The organism is Streptomyces sp. NPDC055189, from assembly GCF_053606765.1.
Window position 1 is genome coordinate 196,105 of the sequence record NZ_JBSGSG010000003.1, and the last position, 20,260, is coordinate 216,364.

A 20,260-nucleotide genomic window follows, 5' to 3' on the forward strand; every position below is an offset into this window, starting at 1 on the left:
GCTCCCCCCACCCAGACATCCGCAGGCCCCCCACGGGCCGCCTCCGAACGAAGGCCGACAGCATGCCTCGATACCCCGTTCCGGGCGCCGGACACGACCCGTTGATCGCCTCCATGGTGGCCGGGCTCCCCGCCCGCCAGCAGCCCCGATGGCCCGACCGTTCCCTCCTGCCCCCCGTCCACGACCGGCTGGCCCGTGAGGCCCCGCTGGTGTCGTACGCGAGCGTCAGCGAACTGCACGCGCTCCTCGCGCGGGCCGCCGAAGGCGACTTCTGCCTCATCCAGGCCGGTGACTGCGTGGAGCTGACCACCGAGTGCGAACCGCGCGACGTCGCACGCAAGGTGGAGATGCTGGACGTCCTCGGCGACGTCATGCGCACCGGCTCCGGACTGCCCGTGGTACGCGTCGGGCGGATGGCCGGGCAGTTCGCCAAACCCCGCTCCGACGACTGGGAGACCGTGCCCGGCGGGCGGCTCCCGGTGTTCCGTGGCCCGGTCGTCAACGCGCCGGACGCCTGCGAGGAGGACCGCACCCCCGACCCCTCCCGCGTCGTCACCGGCCTGGAGGCCGCCCGCTGCGCCGTCACCGCCCTCGACCGGCTCGGCCGCGGCGAGGGCGCCGCACCCGAGGACCGGGTGTGGACCAGCCACGAGGCACTCCTGCTCGACTACGAACTCCCCCAGGTACGGCGGCACGCGGACAGCGGCAGCTACCTGGCATCGACGCACTGGCCCTGGATCGGCGAGCGCACCCGGCAGACCGACTTCGCGCACGTGCGGCTGATGGGCGAGCTGGACAACCCGGTGGCCTGCAAGATCGGGCCCGAGGCCACGGCCGACGAGGTCCTTGACCTGTGCGCGGTGCTCGACCCGCACCGCACCCCGGGCCGGCTGACCCTGATCGCCCGGTTCGGAGCGAGTCGGGTCGCCGAACTGGCCCCGCTGGTACGAGCGGTCCGGCAGGCCGGGCACCCGGTGCTGTGGATGTGCGACCCGATGCACGGCAACACCGTGAAGACGCCCGACGGACTCAAGACGCGCCGCCTCGACGCGATCATGTCCGAGATCCGGCAGTGCGTGGACGTCCTGGCCGAGAACTCGGGGCGGTGCGCGGGCCTCCATCTGGAGGCCTCCCCCGACGACATCTCCGAGTGCGAGGGCGCGGGCCGCAGCCCGGCCCGCGGGCCGGGCTACCGCAGTCTGTGCGATCCCCGGCTGAGCCTGGTCCAGGCCGTCGCCGCCGCCGCGCACTGGCGGCTTCCCGTGGGAGCCGTGGCATGACCACGACCCTCACCACCGCTCCGGCGCAGGCCCACGACGTGCTGCTGCCACCGCCGGGCCGGCCCTTCGCGGTGCTGCACCGCCCCGGCGCCGACCGCGCGGCACCGGTGGAGATCCTCAGTGGCCCGGTACGGCGCGCGGGCGACCTGGACACCCTCGGACTGGACCTGGACGGCGGCCCGGACGACGACACGGAGACCCTGGTCCTTGCCCCCTACCGGCAGATCAGGGAGCGCGGCTTCGCGCACCCCGACGACGGCGAGCCGCTGCTCGCCATGGAGGTGCGCGAGCACCGGCGGGTCCCGCTCGACCGGCTGCTGGCCTGCCTGCCGGACCGGGCGCCGCAGGTGGAGGAGACCCGCTTCGACATCGACGACGACGGCTACGCGGCCGCGGTGGACGGCATCGTCCACCGCGAGATCCACAGCGGCGAGGGCTCCAACTTCGTCCTGGCCCGCAGTCTGCACGGCAGGATCCGCGCCTTCGACCGCACCGCCGCCCTCGCGGTGCTGCGCGGCCTTATGACGGCGGAGACCGGCGCGTACTGGACGTTCCTGCTCTTCACCGGCGACCGGTACTTCATCGGCTCCACCCCGGAGCAGCAGGTCAGGGTGCGGGGCGACCGGGTGGAGATGAACCCGATCAGCGGGACCTACCGGTACCCGCGGACCGGCGCCGACCTGCCGGGGCTGCTGCGCTTCCTGCGCGACCCCAAGGAGACCGACGAGCTCTACATGGTCGTCGACGAGGAACTCAAGATGATGGCGTCCCTGTGCGGCGACGGCGTACGGGTCAGCGGACCGTCCCTGAAGTGGATGTCCCGCCTCGCGCACACCGAGTACTACCTCTTTGGCCACTCGGACCGCCCGCTCACCGAGATCCTGCGCACCACGATGCCCGCGCCGACCGTGACGGGCAGCCCGGTGGAGAACGCCTGCCGGGTGATCGAACGGTACGAGCCGCACGGCCGGGGCTACTACAGCGGGGTCATCGCCCTGCTGGGCCGCGCGGGCGGGCAGCGGCAGCTGGACGCGGCGCTGACGCTGCGCACGGCGGACCTCGGGGCGGACGGCACCGTGCGGCTGACGGCGGGCGCCAGTGTCGTGCGGGAGTCGGTGCCGGCGCACGAGACGGCCGAGACCACCGCCAAGCTGTCGGGCCTGCTGGACGCCCTGTCGGGGCGGCGGTCGGCGAAGGTCCCCGTCCCGGCGTCCGCCGCCGGTCTTGCCGAGGCCGGTCCGGTGCGCGGCGCGCTGGCCGCCCGCAACGACGGTCTTGCGGCCTTCTGGCTGCGGGGAACCGCTGACGCACCTGCCGCCCGGTCCGTCGCGGGCACCGGGGTCACGATCGTCGACGCCGAGGACGGCTTCACCTCGATGCTCGCCCACCAACTGCGGGCGCTGGGCTGCGCGGTGCGGCTGGTGCCCTGGCCCCGGGCAGCGCGTGCGGGCGTCGCCGGAGCGCCGGGCGTGGTCCTGCTCGGTCCGGGACCTGGCGACCCGCGGGACGCGGCGAACCCCCGGGTGCGCGCCCTGCGGGCCACGGCCGCCGAACGACTCTCGGCCGGACTGCCGCTGGCGGCGGTCTGCCTGGGGCACCAGGCGGTATGCACCCTGCTGGGGCTGCGGGTCACCCGGCTGCCCGACCCGGCGCAGGGCAGGCGACTGCGGGTCCCGCTGTGGGGCAAGCCGCGCATGGCCGGTTTCTACAACAGCTACGTCGCGCGGACCGACAAGGACTGGCTGCGCCCGCAGTTCGCCGGCGGCCCGGTCCAGGTGCAGCGCGACGGCGACGAGGTGATCGCGCTGCGCGGTCCTGCCCTGTCCACGATCCAGTTCCACGCGGAGTCGTTCCTGACCCAGGACGGCCCCGGCATCCTGGCCGAGTTGCTGACCGGCGCCCTGGCACCGGCCGCGGCACACCGGCCCGGCGTCCACGACAGCTACGGGGCCGGCATACCCGGTGAACGCGGCACCGGCCCCCGGGAGTCCAGGGGGAGCCATGAGCATGCCTGAGCGAGGGGGCGTGGACACCGCGCCCCGCCCCATCGACCCACGTGCCCTGCGCAGTTGCATGGGCCAGTTCGCGACCGGGGTGACGGTGGTCACCTGCCGCCGCGGCGACCTCGTACACGGCACGACGGTCAATGCCTTCACCTCGGTGTCGCTGGACCCGCCGCTGGCCCTGGTGGCGCTGGACCGGCGCAGCCGGGCGGGCGCACTGCTGCGGGAGGACGGCGACTACGTCGTCAACATCCTCGACGCCTCGCAGCGCGACCTGGCGATGCACTTCGCCGGACGGCCCATGGCGGAGCCGGTGCCGTGGGTGGACGAGCGGGGGCCGCACCCGCGACTGGCGGGCACGGTGGCCCATCTGGTCTGCCGGCCCTGGCAGATCCACGACGGCGGCGACCACACGCTGCACATCGGGTGCGTCGAGGAGTTCGAAAGCCGCCCGGGGCGGCCGCTGTTGTTCCACGGCGGCGCCTTCCCGGAGCTGGTGCCGGACGACTCGCCCGGCGCCTGGTCGCTGTGCCTGGACGGCATGGACCCGGTGGCACACCTCCCGCTACACGACGAGCCCAGCAGGGCGGACAGGACAGGGGACTGACACACATGACGGACACGACGCACAGCACGGACACGGCCGGCGCCCCCGGCACCACCGGGGACACCGGACCGCGCCGCACGACGCGGCCGATGACCGGTGACGAGTACCTGGAGAGCATCCGTGACGGACGGGAGATATGGGCGTACGGGGAGCGGGTCGACGACGTCACCAAGCATCCGGCGTTCCGCAACACGGCCCGGATGACCGCGCGGCTGTACGACGCGCTGCACGACCCGGAGCACCACGACACGCTGACCACGCCGACGGACACCGGCAGCGACGGCTACACGCACAAGTTCTTCCGGGTGCCGCGCAGCGTGGAGGACATGGTCGGCGACCGGGACGCGATCGCCAAGTGGGCCCGCATGACGTACGGCTGGATGGGCCGCAGCCCGGACTACAAGGCGAGCTTCCTCGTCACGCTGGGCGCCAACCCGGAGTACTACGGGGAGTTCGCGGACAACGCCCGCCGCTGGTACGCGGAGGCGCAGGAGCGGGTGCTGTTCTGGAACCACGCGGTGATCAACCCCCCGGTGGACCGCGACCGGGCGCCGGACGACGTCGGCGACGTGTTCGTGCACGTCGAGAAGGAGTGCGACGACGGCCTGGTGGTCAGCGGCGCGAAGGTGGTGGCGACAGGGTCGGCGCTGACCCACTTCAACTTCGTGGCGCACTACGGACTGCCGGTGAAGAAGAAGGAGTTCGCGCTCGTCGCGACGCTGCCGATGGACGCGCCGGGGGTGAAGCTGATCTGCCGTCAGTCCTACGAGCTGGCCGCGAACCGGATGGGCAGCCCGTTCGACTACCCGCTGTCGAGCCGCCTCGACGAGAACGACACCGTCTTCATCCTCGACAAGGTGAAGATCCCCTGGGAGAACGTCTTCATCTACGGCGACACTGCCAAGGCCGGCACCTTCCTGAACACCTCCGGGTTCACGCACCGACTCACCTTCCACGGGGTGACCCGGCTCGCGGTGAAACTCGACTTCCTGGCCGGTCTGCTGCTCAAGGGTCTGGACGTGACCGGGACGAAGGACTTCCGGGGCATTCAGACCCGGGTGGGCGAAGTGCTCGCCTGGCGGAACATGTTCTGGGGCCTCAGCGACGCGATGGCGCGCAATCCGAACGGCTGGCACGACGGCGGACTGCTGCCGAACCTGGATTACGGAATGGCGTACCGCTGGTTCATGACGATCGGATATCCGCGGGTCCGCGAGATCATCCTCCAAGACCTCAGCAGCGGCCTCATCTACTTGAATTCACACGCCAAGGACTTCAAGAACCCCGAACTGCGGCCGCATCTGGACCGGTACATGCGCGGTTCGAACGGATACGACTCGGTGGAGCGGGTCAAGCTGATGAAGCTGATCTGGGACTCGGTGGGCACCGAGTTCGCAGGCCGCCACGAGCTGTACGAGCGCAACTACTCGGGCAGCCACGAGAACGTGCGTATCGAGCTCCTCATGGCGCAGACGGCATCCGGCCTGGTCGACGACTACCGGGGTTTCGCCGAGGAGTGCATGGCGGAGTACGACCTGGACGGCTGGACGGCGCCGGACCTGATCGGGCCCGACCAGGCATGAGCGCCGGGGCGGCACGGCGACGGGGGCGGCGGGCGGCAGGTGTCCGCGCCGCCGCCCCCGCGGGGCCGGCCTCCCGCCGGGCGTCAGGGCAGGATCACGGCCAGGGTGAAGCCGTCGTAGCCCTTGGCGCCCACCGTCTGGATCGTGGTGGCGCTCACCCGGGGCTCCGCGGCCACCTTCTCGTGGAAGCGCCGCATTCCGCGGACGCCGCCGTCCGGGTTGTCGGCGTCGGCGACCGCGCCGCCGAGCACCACGTTGTCGACGACGATCACGCCGCCGGGCCGGGAGAGTTCGAGCGCCCAGTCGAAGTACTCCGGGGTGTCGGGCTTGTTGGCGTCGATGAAGACCAGGTCGAAGGGCTGCTCCGCGGTCTTCGCGAGATCGGGCAGGATGTCGAGCGCCCGGCCCACCTTCTGCTCGACACGGTCGGCGACGCCGGCCCGCTCCAGGTGTCCTGCGGCGGTCTCGGCGAACGAGCGCTCCCACTCGATGGTGACCAGCCGTCCGCCGGGCGGCAGGGCGCGGGCGAGCCAGATGGAGCTGTACCCGCCGAAGGTGCCTATCTCCAGAATGCGCTCGGCGCGCTGGACGAGGGCCAGCAGATGCAGCAGCTTTCCCTGGGAGCGGGAGACCCCGATATCGGGGAGATCGAATCCGATGTGCGCCTGGGCGGCGGCGGCAAGCGCGGAATCCTCGTCACCGAGAACCGCGTCGAAGTAGCCGTCCACCGCACTCCATTGATTCTGTGTCATGACTCCAGTGTTCCCCGCGAGGAGAACATTCGGTACCCGGACGGAAAAAATTCCGGGAAATCGCCTGTCTGAACGAGCCTGAACGAGAAAAAAGAAATCCCTTCGATCCCTTCTTTCTGGCACGACCGCCATGACATGACCGCAATGACATGACCGAAATGAGAGGAGCGCAGTATCTTGCCGCGAACCGGGACCACGAAAGAGCGGCCGACGGACCTCCACCTCGTACCGGAACTGCACCACGTGGGCGTGCAGACGGACGACCTCGACAACTGCGCGGCCTGGTACGAGGAGTTCTTCGGCTGCCGGACCAACTGGACGCTGGACACCTTCTGCGACCTGACGCTGAGCCGCCTGCCCGGCATCACCCGGCTGACCGAGGTGATGGTGGCCGGTCTGCGCTTCCACCTCTTCGAACGCACCGGGCACGACGACGCCGTCCCCGGCGCCAACACCCGCCAGTTCCAGCACATCTGCCTGGCCACCGACTCCCCGGAAGAGCTGCGGGCCTGGCGCGAGCGCTGGTTTCGGCTGTACGAGTCCGGCCGGTTCAGCTTCGCCGGCGACGAGTTGCCCACCGACATCGTCATCGACGCGGACGGCGTCCAGAGCTGCTACGTCCTGGACGTCAACGGCCTGGAGTTCGAGTTCGCCTACACACCACCAGGAGGAGACCGATGAGCACGCGCGTTCACCGCACCGTCACCGAACTGCCGGTGCCCGACGACTGGGACTTCGGGGACTTCCCCTACGGCCTGGAGCCGCTGACGCTGCCCGAGCCGCCGGAGCCGGGTACCGAGACCGCGATATCCGACGTGCGGCCCGCCGACCCCTCCCGCGTGGACCGCAGCGGGCCGGGCCCGCGGACCGGCCCTGCCCTCGCCGCCGACGAGATCGCCCACCAGCTGTTCTGGTTCCGCTGGATCACGGGCCACCAGGCGACCTTCGCCATCTGGCAGTTGACCGCGCACGCCCTGCACCAGGCCCGCTCCCACTCCGATCCCGCCCCCTCCCTGCGGGCGATGACGGACCTCACCGACGCCTACACCGCGATGCTGCTGTACACCAGCTCCTGCCCCGCCGACGTCTACGGCACCGTCATCCGGCCCAGCATGTATCTCCAGCACCGCAGCTTCAGCGGCACCTGGGCCCCCGACTTCGTGCCCGTGCGCTCGTTGTTGCGGGGGAAGAAGACCGAGTGGGAGGGAACGCCCGAGGCGGAGCGGCTGAAGAAGGCGGTGCGGATGTACCACACGGTGCACGCGGGGGTGGCGGCCAAGCTGGTGCCGGGTGGCCGGTCGCTGCTCCAGGAGTCGGCCGCGGAGATCACGCCGACCCGTCCCGAGACCCAGGCGCTCATCTACGACCACTACTTCCTGACCCTGCGGGCGCCGGTCGACGCCACGGAGCTGGTCGACCAGTTGCGGTCCCGGCTGCGCGCGATCACGCAGGACGTGGCGGCCAACGGCCTCTATCCCGGCCTCACCCCGCAGGAGGACGCCGCCTTCCCCGAGGAGCTGCGCAGCGAAGAGGTCCGGCGGGGCTACGAGGAGGGTTTCGCGACCGTCCTGGGCCGGATCGACGCCGCCGCCGGGCAGCTCAGGCCGAGGGTGCTGCACCACAGCGCGCCCTGACCGGACGGCGTGGGACACGACCGAGCACGACACGACGAAGGAACGAAGGAGGAGTACGCGTGCGGCACGGAGTGGTGATCCTGCCCGAGCGGCGCTGGTCGCGGGCGCGCGACCAGTGGGTCCTGGCCGAGCAACTGGGCTTCGACCACGCCTGGACCTACGACCAGTTGATGTGGCGGTGGCTACGGGACGAGCCCTGGTTCGCCGGCGTGCCCACCCTGGCCGCCGCGGCGGCCGTCACCTCGCGGATCACTCTGGGCACGATGGTCGCCACGCCCACCTATCGCCACCCGGTGACGCTGGCCAAGGAGGTGATGTCGCTGGAGGACATCGCCGGGGGTCGCTTCGTCTGCGGCCTTGGCGCGGGGGCGGGCGGCCTGGACGACCGGGTGGTGGACCCCACCGAGCGGACCCCGCGCCAACGCGCCGACCGTTTCGCCGAGTTCGTCGAGGCCCTGGACCGGCTGCTGACCCAGCGGAGCACCTCGTACGCGGGCGAGCACTACGCCTTCGACGACGTGCCGGTGAATCCCGGGTGCCTGACGCGGCCCCGGGTGCCGTTCGCCGTCGCCGCGACCGGCCCGCGCGGCATGCGGCTCGCGGCCCGGCGGGCGGACACCTGGGTCACCGCCGGTCCCCCGGGCCGCTTCGACGCCCTGCCCTACGAGAAAGCGCTGCCGGACATCACCCGGCAACTGGACCGCCTTGACACGGCGTGCGAGGCGACCGGCCGGGACCCGGCCACGCTGAACCGGCTGCTGCTGACCGGCGCCCTGGTCGGCGGGGTGCTCGACTCCGTCGAGTCCTACCGGGACGCGGTGGGCCGCTTCGGCGAACTGGGCATCACCGACCTGGTGGTGCACTGGCCGCGCGCGTCCTTCCCGTACCAGGGGGACCCGCGGGTGCTGGAGGCCGTGGCGGAGGAAGTGCTCCGCCCCGGGCGGGAAGCGGCGCCACGGACCGTGCCCGTGACGGCCCCGCCGGGCGGCGGAGCGGGCGCTGGCCCCTACGACGAAGGAGAGGGACGTTGATCGCGTACGAGATCGTCGACATGTTCACGGAAACCCCGTACAACGGCTGCGCCCTCGGGGTGGTCCCCGACGCCGCCGATCTCTCGGCAGCGGACATGCTCGCCGTCGCCCGGGAGACCGCCCTGACCGAGACGGTCTTCGTGGTGCCGCCCCGCCTGCCGGGGTCGACGTACGGGGTGCGCGTGATGACCCCGGACGGCGAGTCGCCGTTCGGCGGCCACAGCGCGGTGGGCACCGCGAGCACGCTGGTGCGCGCGGGACGGCTGGCGGCCGGGGAGGCGGTGCAGGAGTGCGGCGGGCGGCAGCTCACCGTGACCGCGGGGGCCGACGGCTCCACCGTGTCCGTCGTGGGCGAGCCGCTCCTGCGGCCGGAGTGGGACCCCGCCCCGCTGCTGGCGGCGTGCGGTCTGACGGACGCCGACCTGGCGGGCACCCCGCACCTGACCGGCTTCGGGCCGGCGTTCCACGTCCTGCCGGTGGGCCCAAAGGCCCTGGCCCGCGCAGCGGCCGACCTGAGGGACCCGGTCTGGGAGGACTGCCCGGACGCGGTGCTCCTCGCGTGGGACCCGGCGAACCGCACCGCCCGCGTCCGGGTGTTCGCCCCCGGCTACGGCATGCCCGAGGACCCCGCCTGCGCCTCCGCCGCGCTGGGTCTTGGCGTCTGGCTGGGCCGGGAGAAGGCGCTGCCCGGCACCGACGGCCGCCACAGCTACCAGGTCCGCCAGGGCGAGGACCTGGGCCGCCCTGCCACCCTCTCCTGCACCGTCGACCTCATCGAGGGCCGGGCCCACGCCGCCACGGTCCACGGCCACGTCACCGCCACCGCGTCCGGCCGGATGACGCCCCCCGGACGGCCCTGAGCCGCCAGGCCCCACGCGGTACGACCGTACGACCCGTACGACCCTGCGACGAGAAAGGATCCTCCCAGGTGCTCTTCCGACCAGAACTGCACGGCGCCCGCGGCGCGGTGGCCTCCACCCACTGGCTGGCCTCCACAGCGGGCATGTCCATGCTGAACCGCGGCGGCAATGCCTTCGACGCCGCGACCGCCGCCGCCTTCGTCATCCAGGTGGTGGAACCGCATCTCAACGGGCCGGGCGGCGACGTGCCGATCCTCGCCCACCGCTCCGGAAGCGGTTCGGTCGACGTCGTCTGCGGGCAGGGCCCGATGCCGGCGGCGGCGACCGTGGAAACCTTCACCGAACGGGGTCTGGCCGTCGTTCCCGGTTCCGGACTGCTGCCCGCCGTCGTCCCCGGCGCCGTCGGCGCCTGGCTCCGGCTGCTGAAGGAGTACGGCACGCTGCCTCTGGAGGACGTACTGGAACCGGCGATCGGTTACGCACAGGACGGCTATCCGGTGCTGCCCAAGTGCGCCGCCATGATCGGCGCGCTCACGGAGCTGTTCCGCGACACTTGGACGGAGTCGGGCCGTACCTATCTGCGGGGCGGCCGCGCCCCGCGTGCCGGGGAGCGGGTCACCAACCCGGCGCTCGCGCGCACCTACCGGCGGCTGGTCGCCGAGGCGAAGGCGTCCGGCCCGGGCCGCGAGGGGCAGATCGACGCGGCGACGGAGGCGTTCTACGGCGGCTTCGTGGCGGAGGCGATCGACACCTATCTCGCCAAGGCCGAGGAGATGGACTCCACCGGCCGCCGCAACAGCGGCCTGCTCACCGGCGAGGACCTCGCGGCGTGGCGGCCGCACGTGGAGCGTCCGCTGACCCTCGATCACGGCTCTCTCACCGTGCACAAGGCGGGGCCCTGGTCACAGGGCCCGGTCTTCCTCCAGCAACTCGCCCTGCTGGCCGACGCCGATCTCGCCGCGATGGGTCCGCAGAGCGCGGAGTACGTCCACACGGTGGTCGAGGCCGCCAAGCTCGCCTTCGCCGACCGCGAGGCCTGGTACGGCGACCCGGACCACGCGGATGTGCCGGTCGACGCCCTGCTGGACCCGGCGTACACCGCCGCGCGGCGGGCGCTGCTCGGCGCTGGGGCCTCGCGGGAACTGCGGCCGGGGCGGCCCGGCGGGCGCGAGCCGCTGCTGCCGCCGCTGCACGACGAGAGCGTCGCACCGGCGGACCCGGCCTGGCTTGGCGAGCTGGAACAGGGCATTCCGGCGATCATGAAGCTGACCGCGGCGACCGGCGACACGTGCTGCGTCAGCGTCACCGACGCGGCGGGCAACATGGTGGTGGCGACGCCCAGCGGCGGCTGGCTGAAGAGTTCCCCGGTGGTGCCGGGTCTTGGCTTCCCGCTGGGCACCCGGGGGCAGATGGCGACCCTCGCCCCCGGCCACCCGAACACGCTGGCGCCGGGCAAGCGCCCGCGGACCACACTCAGCCCGACCCTGGTGCTGCGGGACGGCCGGCCGTACCTGGCGTTCGGGACGCCCGGCGGCGACCAGCAGGACCAGTGGACGCTGAGCTTCTTCCTGCACCACACGGAGCACGGGATGGGCCCGCAGGCGGCGATCGAGGCGCGCACCTTCCACACCGACCACGTGCCCACGTCCTTCGCCCCGCGCCGGTTCCGCCCGGGGACCGTGGTCCTGGAGGGCGGCTGGCCGACGGCGGAGGTCGAGGCGCTGCGGCGGCGGGGGCACCAGGTGGACCTGGCGGCCGACTACTCGCTCAGCAAGGTGTGCGCCACCGGGCTCACCGGCGACGGTCTTGTGCTGGGCGCGGCCAGTCCGCGCGGCGCGCAGGCATACGCGGTAGCGGGGTAGCAGAGGAGGACATGGAATGGTTTCCCGAGGGAAATCACCCGTCCTAGGCGGAAGGTGCTGACATGGCGGCTCACCGGAAGAACCACGACGAGGACTTCATCGTGCTGGGCGAAGCCCGGCAGAACAATCTCAAGGGCGTCGACCTGCGCATCCCCAAAGGGAAGCTGACGGTCTTCACCGGGGTCTCCGGGTCGGGGAAGTCCTCGGTGGTCTTCGACACCCTGGCGATCGAGTCGCAGCGGCAGCTCAATGAGACCTTGCCGGCCTTCGTCCGCAACCGGATGCCGAAGTACGAACGGCCGAACGCGGGAGTGATGGAGAACCTCTCCACGGCGATCGTCGTCGACCAGCGGCCGGTCGGCGGCAACGCCCGTTCCACGGTCGGCACGATGACCGAGATCCTGCCCGCGCTGCGGGTGCTGTTCTCCCGCGCGGGCACGCCAAGCGCGGGCCCCTCGCACATGTACTCGCCCAACGACCCGCGCGGCATGTGCGAGGAGTGCCAGGGCCTGGGCACGACGGTCCGCCTGGAACTGGGCAAGCTCCTCGACGAGGACAAGAGCCTCAACGAAGGCGCCATCCGCTTCCCGTCGTTCGCGGTCGGCACCTTCCAATGGCAGTTGTACGGCGAGTCCGGGCTCTTCGACCCCGACAGGCCGGTGCGCGACTTCTCCGCGAAGGACCGCGAACTCCTGCTGCACGGAAAGGGGTTCACGGTCGACCGGGCGGGCCGCAACGGCGTCTACAAGAACGAGTACGAGGGCATCGTCGAGCGTTTCACCCGCCGGTACATCACCCCCGGCCTCGACAACGCGAAGAGCAAGGAGCGCGCGGAGATCGAGCGGGTGGTGACCCAGGGCCCCTGCGACGTCTGCCACGGCGGACGGCTGAACGAGGCCGCCCTCGCCTCACGCATCGACGGCGACAACATCGCGGACTTCTCGGCCATGGAGATCACCGACCTGATCGAGCGGCTCGCCCGGATCGACGCGCCCTCCGTCAAGCCGGCCGTGATGGGCGCGCGGGCCGCACTGGAGCGCGTCCGGTCGGTCGGACTGGGCTATCTGAGCCTCGGACGGCAGACCAGGACACTGTCCGGCGGCGAGGCCCAGCGGCTGAAGATGGTGCGCCACCTGGGCAGCAGCCTGACCGGGCTGACGTACATCTTCGACGAACCCAGCGTCGGCCTGCACCCGCGGGACGTACAGCGGCTGAACGACATCCTGCTCGCCCTGCGCGACAAGGGGAACACCGTGCTGGTCGTGGAGCACGACCGGGACGTCATCGCGATCGCCGACCGTGTCGTCGACATGGGTCCGGGGGCCGGGCGCGACGGCGGCGAGGTGACGTTCGAGGGCACCCCGGCGGGGCTGCGCCGCTCCGGCACCGTCACGGGGAAGCAACTGCGGAGCGTGACCGGACTCAAGGAGGCGGTCCGCTCCCCCACCGGCGAGCTGACCGTCCGGGCGGCGAATCTGCACAATCTGCACGACGTGACGGTCGGCTTCCCCACCGGGGTGCTCACCGCGGTGACCGGCGTGGCCGGTTCCGGCAAGAGCACGCTCGTATCGAAGGTGTTCCTCGCGCAGCACCCGGATGCGGTGGTGATCGACCAGTCGTCGGTGGGCATCTCCACGCGGTCCAACCCGGCGACGTACACCGACATCATGGACAGCCTGCGCCAGCGGTTCGCGCGTGCCTCGGGCGAGAAGCCGGGGCTGTTCAGCTTCAACTCCGAGGGCGCCTGTCCGGCGTGCGGCGGCAAGGGCGTCATCGAAACCGACCTCGCCTTCATGGACCCGGTGACCACGGTGTGCGAACGCTGCGAGGGGCGCCGGTTCAATGACGAGGCCCTGCGCCACACCGTGCACGGCCGGACGGTCGTCGATGTCCTCGCCATGACCGCCGACGAGGCGTCGGACTTCTTCGACGACGCGCCCGTACGGCGCAAGCTGGCCCTGCTCTCCGAGGTCGGACTCGGCTACCTCACCCTGGGCCAGCCGCTGTCCACGCTCTCCGGCGGCGAGCGGCAGCGGCTCAAGCTGGCGCACCGCCTGAAGGAGACCGGCACCGTCTACGTCTTCGACGAGCCGACCACGGGGCTCCACATGAGCGACGTGCGCCGGCTCCTGTGCCTGTTCGACCGTCTCGTGGACGGAGACAACACGGTGCTGGTGATCGAGCACGACCTGGACGTCGTCAAGCACGCCGACTGGGTGGTGGATCTCGGCCCGGAGGCGGGCAGCCAGGGCGGCCGGGTGGTGTTCGAGGGCACGCCCGCCGAACTGGCCGGGGCGAAGGACTCGCACACGGGCCGCAGCCTCGCGGCCGACCTGCGGACCGCCCGCAGTCAACTCCCGTCCTGAGACGTCGTCCCGGGACCGCAACGGAAATCGGAAGGAGTCGGACATGCCGCTCATCCGGGTCACCCTGCTGGAGGGCCGGTCCCCGCAGGAGGTGGCCGCGCTCGGCGAGGCACTCACGGCCGCCGCGCACGAGGCGCTGGGAACACCCGCGGAGGCCGTCCGGGTGATCGTGGAGGAGGCGCCCGCGAGCCACTGGTTCGTGGGGGGCCGGTCCATGGCCGAGCGGCGCGCCTCCCCCTCGTGACGCTCCCCGCAGCCGCCGGTTCAGCGGACGGAGGCCCCGCGCGAGCTGCGGTCGGCGCGGGCGAAGCGCTCCCGGACCCGCTCGACGCGCTCCGGGGACCAGGAGGCCAGGTCGTCGCGGGTGAGGCGGCCGCTGCGGGTGATCAGGTGGGCGTTGAACGCCTCCGGTTCGAGGTCCGCGTACCGATCCAGTTCCTCGAACCACTCCTGGCTCGTCCGTGCGGTGCGCTGCATGTCCTCGACCTCCGGCAGGCGCGCGGCCTCGTAGGCGGCGAGCGCCTCGGGAACCGACCCGTGGTCGTCCAGCGCCAGGGCGAGCGCCAGGCCGTCCTCCATGGCGAGCCGGGTGCCCGAGCCGACGGAGAAGTGGGTGGTGTGCGCGCTGTCGCCGAGGAGAGCGATGGGGCCGTGGCTCCAGCGCCGGTTGCGGACGGAGACGAAGCGGCCCCAGCGCGACCGGTTGGTGCGCAGCCCGTGCCCGTCCAGGACGTCGGCGAAGAGGTCGGCGAGCCGGTCCGTGTCACTCCTGCCGGAGGCGTCCGGCAGGCCGGTGTCGCCTTCGGTGAACCCGGCGGCCTCCCACACCCGGTCGTCGACCTCGGCGATGAAGGTGCTGAGGCCGGGAGCGTAGGGGTAGGCGTGGGCGTGCAGCGTGCCGTGCTCCGTCTCGGCGACGGCGAAGGTCAGGGCGGTGAAGGGCCGTTCGGTGCCGAGCCACAGGTAGCGGGAGCCGCGTCGGGTGGTCTCGGTACCGAACTCCTCCCGACGGGCCTCGCGGATCGCGGAGTTGACGCCGTCGGCCGCCACCACCAGGTCGTACGTCCGGGCCAGCACGTCCGCCTCGGGGGCGCGGGTGCCGTGGCGGATGGTGACGCCGAGGTCTGCGCAACGGTCGCGCAGCATGGCCAGCAGTGCGCGGCGGCCGATCGCCGAGAAGCGGTAGCCGCCGTTGCGCGAGGTGCGGCCCCGGTGGTGGACGTCGATCCTCGACCAGTGGGCGCACTCGTCGCCGAGCGCGGCGAACAGCGCGGGGTCGGCCGCCTCGATACCGCCGAGCGCACCCTCCGAGAAGACGACGCCGAAGCCGAAGGTGTCATCGGGGGCGTTCACTTCCCAGACGTCGATCTCGCTTCGCGGCCGCAGCCGTTTGACGAGCGCAGCCGTGTAAAGGCCGCCGGGTCCGGCTCCGCTGATCGCGATTCGCATGACACCTCACGGGTACTCGGTCGGGTGGCGGGGTGTGCGAGGGGGACGTCAAGTGGCCCCTCCTATCGTCTACTTGTTGCCCGTCGGGCCGAAGTTATGAGCCGCACCAGGACCCAATGCCCCGGGCGGGCCGCCGCCGCGCGGCCGACCGAAGGGAGCGCGGTCGATGAGGCCGACGACGGACGCGGACGTGCTGGAGCGGCTGTACGGGGCGGACGTGCCGCCCTTCGCGCTGCTCCACAGGCAGCGTCCCGGCCTGCGCGGACGGGCTCCGGTCGAGCTGCTGTTCGGGGACATGGAAACGGTCCGGTCGCTGGACGAAGCGGCTGCACCAAACGACGCGCCGGGTCCGGGGCTGCTGGCCCTGCTGCCCTTCCGGCACCTGGCTGAACACGGCCTGCCGTGCCACGACGACGGCACGCCGCTGCGGCTGCTGCGGGTACACGAGCACCACGTCCTTCCCCAGGACGCGTTCACCGGCCGGCGCCCCGCCGCGGCACCGCCGGTGCACTGGCGGGACGCCGGGTTCGCGACGAGCGACGCTCAGTACGAGGACCTGGTGCGGGAGTTCATCGACTCGGACGCCGCCCGGGGTGGGCTGAACGTCCTGCTGCGCCGGGACTGGTCCGCGCGACTGCCGGGATTCCGGCCCGCGGTGGCCGTGGAGCTGTTCCGGCGGCTGCTGACCGCGGAGTCGGGCGCGTACTGGACCTTCGTCGTGCACACCGGGGGCCCGCGGCCGGTGACCCTGGTGGGCGCGACCCCGCAGGGGCATGTGGGCGTCGAGGGCGGCCGGGTGGTGATGAATCCGCTGTGCGGCACCTACCGGCGCCCGCGAGAAGGGCCGCGCGCCGCGGACCTGCTGGCCTTCCTCGCCGATCGCAAGGAGGCGGAGGAGCTGGCGACCACGGTGGACGCGGAGCTGGCGGTGCTGTGCCGGCTGGCCGGGCCCGGGGTGCGGGTGGAGGGGCCTTTCCTGCGCGGGATGGCGCATCTGCTGCACACACAGTGCCGGATCAGCGGACCCGCGGCGGCCGGGGCGCGGGAGACCCTCGCACGGGCCCTGTCCGCATCGACGGTGGTGGGCAGCCCGTTCGCGGAGGCGTGCGAGACCATCCACGGCTACGAAACGACCGGGCGCGGCTACTACGGCGGTCTCCTCGCGCTGATCGGCCGCGACGCGGCGGGCGCGGAGGAACTGGACTCGGCGGCGGTGATCCGGACCCTGGTCGTGGATCACCGGGGCGAGACACGCCTGTCGGTGGGAGCGACCGTAAGCGGCCGGTCGTCGCCGCAGGCCGAGGCGGCAGAGACACGGACCAAGGCCCGGGCCGTGCTGAGCGCCCTCACGGCGCGAGAGCCATCCGCCGAGCGGGCGCACACACCGCCCACCCCCGCCGCACCGGACCCTGACGACCTCCACAGCGCCGTACAGGAGGCGCTGGCCCGGCGGCACGCGGCGCTGTCGTCGTTCTGGACGAAGGGCACCGCCGCACCGTCCGCGGGCGGCCCGGCCGTGCTGGTGCTCGACCCGGGGGGCGACGCCCGCGCCGAACTGGACCCCCTGCTGCAGCTGGTGACCGCCGTGCACGGCCGCTCCGAGGTGATCCGCCACGACGACCCCGGCGCGGCCGGCACCCTGCTCCGGCACCCGGGGCCCGTGCTGCTGGCGTCCGGTCCCGGCCGCCCCGACGACCCCGGCTGCGCGCGTATGGCGGCGCTGCGCCGGACAGCCGCACTCCTGGTCCAGGGCCGTCCGCCCGGCGGGCCTCCGGTGGCCGGGGTGGGCCTCGGCTTCCAGCTGCTGGCGCTGGCCGCCCTGCCGGACGCCCGGGTCGTGGCCAGGTCCGGCGGCGCCGGACTGGCGCGGGAGGTGGACTTCTTCGGACGACCGGTCACCGCCGCCTTCCGCAACACCTTCACGATCGTCTCAGGACCCGACCGGCACGAGCTGATCGCGGTGCACGAACAGGCCGTACGGGGTGTGCAGTTCCACCCGGAGTCGGTGCTGACCACCGATGGGGCCGGGGTCCTGCGCCGACTGCTCGGCTGACTCCCCCGGCCCCGTACGCGCGGGCTCAGGACACGTCGGCCGCCGCGCCGAGTTCCACCAGGGTGCGGGCCGCGGACTCCAACGCGAAGGTCATCGAGCCGCCGTTGGGCTCGAACCCGGCGTGGTCACCGGCGAAGTGGACCCGCCCCTCGGGCCTGCGGATCGCCGGCATCAGGGCACTGTGTCCGCGCTCGGGCAGGATGTACGCGCCCTCGGCGTAGGGGCGCTGGTCCCAGCAGACGGACGTGCCTGTCTCGAAGTGGTCGCGGGCGCCCGGCAGCATCCGCTCGACCTCGGTGAGGACAAAGCCGAGGCGCTCCTCCTCGGTCATCACCGACACCGCCCGGGCCCGCCATCCTGTCATCAGGCACTCCAGTATCTTCCGGGGGCCGGGGAGTTGGGGCGTGGCGTCGCGTATCCAGCGTATGGGCAGGTCGGTGGAGAAGCTGGCGTTGTGCTGCGGCCAGAACTGGCGGCGCATCTGGAGGTAGACGCGGACGATCGAGGCGTACTTCACCCGGCGCATCACGTCGTGCTTGGCGTCGGAGAGGCCCGCGTCGGTGAAGTCGATGTGCCGGATCGTGCTGAACGGGACGGTGACGACGACGCGTTCGGCCTCCAGGGTCTCCAGGCGGCCGTGGGCGAGGACGGTGACCCGGGCCCGCTCCGTGTCCTGTTCGACGCGGACCACCGGACGGCGGTAGTGAATACGGCTCTTGAGCCGCTCGGCGAAGGCCAGCGGGAAGCGGTCGGTGCCGTCCTTGACCTTGGCCCAGCGGGGGTCGGCGTTGCCCAGCGAGTGCGGGCTCGCCTCGTGGCGCAGCCAGGACAGCGCGGATGCCGCCTTCAGGTCGCCGCCGCGCATTTCCAGGAAGAGCGGCTCCATGAGGTCGATGGCCGCCTGGGAGGCGCCCCGGTCGGTGAGAACCTCGTGCACGGAGAGGTGGTCGTAGGGGCCGAGGCGCTGGGTGACCGCCCAGTCGGGGGCGCTCAGATCGGGCTGGAGGCTGTCGGCGACGGCGGAGACATAGCGCTCGATCATGCCGTTGACGCCGAGGTCCTTCTCGTGCGGGTGCAGGTCGAGCCCGGCTCCGGCGACCGCGTCCGGGTCGGGGGTGAAGAAGCGGCCCCGGGCGAAGTAGGAGAACGTGGTGCCGAAGAGGTCGGCGGTGTCCGTCTCGACGCCGAGTTCGCGCAGGTAGTGCATGGCGTAGTGGCAGTGCGGGGTGAGCGTCATCGCGCCGGCCTCGGCGTGCAGGCCGTCCGCGAACGGCTCCCTCAGCGTGTACGCGCGCCCGCCGGGCCGGTCGGAGGCCTCCAGGACCGTCACCTCGCAGTTCCGGGCGGCGAGTTCGTGGGCGACGGCAAGTCCGGCGAGTCCGGCGCCGACGACGATGACCGACCGCGGGGGCCGCATCCCCGGTAACCCGCTGTCGAAGGCACGGCGTACTTCGGTCTGGGTGGCTTCCCGCATGGAGTGCTCCGTTTCCGTGGTTCGGTGACTCGACGGCTCCGCGGCCGGGTTCTTCAACGGCTCCATGGCCGAACACCCGTACCCGTGGCGCTCTCCGCTCGTCTACCACCTGCCGCCGAAGCCATGCGGCCGCCCCGGTGGAGCTGTCCCTGTCCGCCGGGCGGCGCGCTGCACGACGCGCTCAACCACGGCCGCCTGGACGTGAAGAGGAGGAACGCGATCCCGCCCGGGCGCCTTCGGGGCAGTTGACAGAGCCAGCACGCTCATTTCCCTGGTCATGCCATCCCGCAGCGTCACCGCTCGGCCCGCCGGACCTACCAGCCGAACTTCCGGTTCACCTCGTGGGCGAACTCCTCGAAGGTCAGCACAGCGTCACCATTCTTGTCCGCAGCATCGAACAGAGCCGACGAAGTCTCCGCGTCCTGGACACCCCAGAACGGCAGATCCCCCCGGGCGGCAAGCGTGGGCCCCTTCGTCCGGAGCGCAGTGATCACCTCGTCCCGAGTCAACTGCCCGTCGCCATTGAGGTCGAGAGCGTCAAAGAGTTTGCGAGCCTTCTCGCTCATCACAGGATCCCCGTCAGGTCACGACAGTTTCGGCTTCGCATCCTACGCGCGGGCGGGGGCCGGTGTGGCTCCGCGGCGTGCGGCCTGCCGGGCGTCAGCGGAGCAGACCTGCCTCCTGCGCAAGCACCGCCGCCTGGACTCGGTTGGTGCAGTCGGTGCGGGTGAGGATGCTGCTGATGTGGGCCTTGACCGTGCCGGAGCTCAGGTGGAGCTGTGCGGCTATCCCGGCGTTGGAGAGACCGCTGCCGAGCAGCCGCAGGACGTCCCGTTCGGCCGGTGTCAGGTCCGCGATCCGACGTGACGCGGCTTCGCTGTCGTGGCCCGACCGGGTCCGGAAGTCGATGAGTTGGCGGGTGACCTGCTGAGCGAGGACGGGTTCTCCGGCGGCGGCGCGGCGTACGGCGTCGATGAGGTCGCGGGGGCCGGTGTCCTTGAGGAGGTAGCCGTGGGCTCCGGCGCGCAGGGCGCGGGTGACGCTCGGTTCCTCGCCGAAGGCCGTCAGCATCACCACCCGGGTGCGGGGTGACAGGCGGGTGATCTCGGCGGCGCCGGTGATGCCGTCGCCGGGCATGCGGATGTCGAGCAGGGCGACGTCGACGGGGTGGGCGCGGCAGGCCTCCACGGCCTCATGTGCGTTCTGCGCCTCGGCGACGATTCGGACCTCGTCGGCGTTCTCGAGGATCAGTCGGATCCCGGCGCGCATCAGCGCCTCGTCGTCGGCAATCAGCACGCGAATCATC

At 72.2% G+C, this 20,260-nt stretch carries 17 protein-coding genes; 12 read left to right on the forward strand and 5 right to left on the reverse strand.

From position 1 onward, the window contains the following. Positions 1-62: 62 nt before the first annotated feature. From ACWFR3_RS04080 to ACWFR3_RS04095, 4 genes are all read left to right on the forward strand, one after another. On the forward strand, positions 63-1,280 hold the full coding sequence (locus tag ACWFR3_RS04080; RefSeq protein ID WP_453732968.1) for a 3-deoxy-7-phosphoheptulonate synthase: 1,218 nt from the start codon (positions 63-65) through the stop codon (positions 1,278-1,280). Then, positions 1,277-3,295: a chorismate-binding protein gene (locus tag ACWFR3_RS04085; protein WP_453732969.1), complete on the forward strand. Its 2,019-nt coding sequence runs from the start codon at positions 1,277-1,279 to the stop codon at positions 3,293-3,295. Before ACWFR3_RS04080 ends, ACWFR3_RS04085 begins: the two co-directional genes overlap by 4 nt. Beyond that, the gene (locus tag ACWFR3_RS04090; RefSeq protein ID WP_453732970.1) at positions 3,288-3,890 is read left to right on the forward strand and encodes a flavin reductase family protein; all 603 of its coding nucleotides are present in this window, start codon (positions 3,288-3,290) and stop codon (positions 3,888-3,890) included. The genes ACWFR3_RS04085 and ACWFR3_RS04090 overlap by 8 nt, the downstream gene beginning before the upstream one ends. 89 nt (positions 3,891-3,979) lie before the next feature. Then, on the forward strand, positions 3,980-5,473 hold the full coding sequence (locus ACWFR3_RS04095; RefSeq protein WP_453733020.1) for a 4-hydroxyphenylacetate 3-hydroxylase family protein: 1,494 nt from the start codon (positions 3,980-3,982) through the stop codon (positions 5,471-5,473). Positions 5,474-5,556: 83 nt separating this feature from the next. On the opposite strand, the gene ACWFR3_RS04100 is transcribed toward ACWFR3_RS04095, so the two are convergent. Further along, positions 5,557-6,225, reverse strand: coding sequence for an O-methyltransferase (locus tag ACWFR3_RS04100; protein WP_453732971.1), 669 nt, complete (start codon positions 6,223-6,225; stop codon positions 5,557-5,559). Between the two features lie 177 nt (positions 6,226-6,402). Between ACWFR3_RS04100 and ACWFR3_RS04105 the strand changes: the two genes are divergently transcribed. The 7 genes from ACWFR3_RS04105 to ACWFR3_RS04135 all read left to right on the forward strand — a co-directional run bounded on the left by ACWFR3_RS04105 (position 6,403) and on the right by ACWFR3_RS04135 (position 14,222). Next, positions 6,403-6,906: a VOC family protein gene (locus ACWFR3_RS04105; RefSeq protein WP_453732972.1), complete on the forward strand. Its 504-nt coding sequence runs from the start codon at positions 6,403-6,405 to the stop codon at positions 6,904-6,906. Further along, the gene (locus ACWFR3_RS04110) at positions 6,903-7,859 is read left to right on the forward strand and encodes a hypothetical protein (protein WP_453732973.1); all 957 of its coding nucleotides are present in this window, start codon (positions 6,903-6,905) and stop codon (positions 7,857-7,859) included. The genes ACWFR3_RS04105 and ACWFR3_RS04110 overlap by 4 nt, the downstream gene beginning before the upstream one ends. Before the next feature lie 59 nt (positions 7,860-7,918). Next, entirely contained in the window at positions 7,919-8,890 is a 972-nt protein-coding gene (locus tag ACWFR3_RS04115; RefSeq protein WP_453732974.1) for an LLM class flavin-dependent oxidoreductase, read from the forward strand. Beyond that, positions 8,887-9,750, forward strand: coding sequence for a PhzF family phenazine biosynthesis protein (locus ACWFR3_RS04120; protein ID WP_453732975.1), 864 nt, complete (start codon positions 8,887-8,889; stop codon positions 9,748-9,750). Before ACWFR3_RS04115 ends, ACWFR3_RS04120 begins: the two co-directional genes overlap by 4 nt. Positions 9,751-9,818: 68 nt before the next feature. After that, entirely contained in the window at positions 9,819-11,612 is a 1,794-nt protein-coding gene (locus tag ACWFR3_RS04125; RefSeq protein ID WP_453732976.1) for a gamma-glutamyltransferase family protein, read from the forward strand. 62 nt (positions 11,613-11,674) lie between these two features. Next, complete coding sequence (locus ACWFR3_RS04130; protein WP_453732977.1) at positions 11,675-13,978, forward strand: ATP-binding cassette domain-containing protein; 2,304 nt, start codon at positions 11,675-11,677, stop codon at positions 13,976-13,978. 43 nt (positions 13,979-14,021) lie between these two features. Continuing rightward, entirely contained in the window at positions 14,022-14,222 is a 201-nt protein-coding gene (locus ACWFR3_RS04135; protein WP_453732978.1) for a tautomerase family protein, read from the forward strand. Between the two features lie 20 nt (positions 14,223-14,242). Here ACWFR3_RS04135 and ACWFR3_RS04140 read toward each other — a convergent pair whose 3' ends face one another. Further along, on the reverse strand, positions 14,243-15,427 hold the full coding sequence (locus ACWFR3_RS04140) for an FAD-dependent monooxygenase (RefSeq protein WP_453732979.1): 1,185 nt from the start codon (positions 15,425-15,427) through the stop codon (positions 14,243-14,245). Positions 15,428-15,593: 166 nt separating this feature from the next. Between ACWFR3_RS04140 and ACWFR3_RS04145 the strand changes: the two genes are divergently transcribed. Next, positions 15,594-17,480, forward strand: coding sequence for a chorismate-binding protein (locus ACWFR3_RS04145; RefSeq protein WP_453732980.1), 1,887 nt, complete (start codon positions 15,594-15,596; stop codon positions 17,478-17,480). A gap of 25 nt (positions 17,481-17,505) precedes the next feature. Here ACWFR3_RS04145 and ACWFR3_RS04150 read toward each other — a convergent pair whose 3' ends face one another. The 3 genes from ACWFR3_RS04150 to ACWFR3_RS04160 all read right to left on the reverse strand — a co-directional run bounded on the left by ACWFR3_RS04150 (position 17,506) and on the right by ACWFR3_RS04160 (position 20,259). Then, positions 17,506-18,954: a flavin monoamine oxidase family protein gene (locus ACWFR3_RS04150; protein ID WP_453732981.1), complete on the reverse strand. Its 1,449-nt coding sequence runs from the start codon at positions 18,952-18,954 to the stop codon at positions 17,506-17,508. A gap of 314 nt (positions 18,955-19,268) precedes the next feature. Continuing rightward, complete coding sequence (locus ACWFR3_RS04155; protein ID WP_453732982.1) at positions 19,269-19,520, reverse strand: EF-hand domain-containing protein; 252 nt, start codon at positions 19,518-19,520, stop codon at positions 19,269-19,271. A gap of 94 nt (positions 19,521-19,614) precedes the next feature. Next, positions 19,615-20,259 carry a response regulator gene (locus ACWFR3_RS04160; protein ID WP_453732983.1) on the reverse strand — a complete coding sequence of 215 codons (645 nt, stop codon included), beginning with the start codon at positions 20,257-20,259 and terminating at the stop codon, positions 19,615-19,617. Position 20,260: the final 1 nt, after the last annotated feature.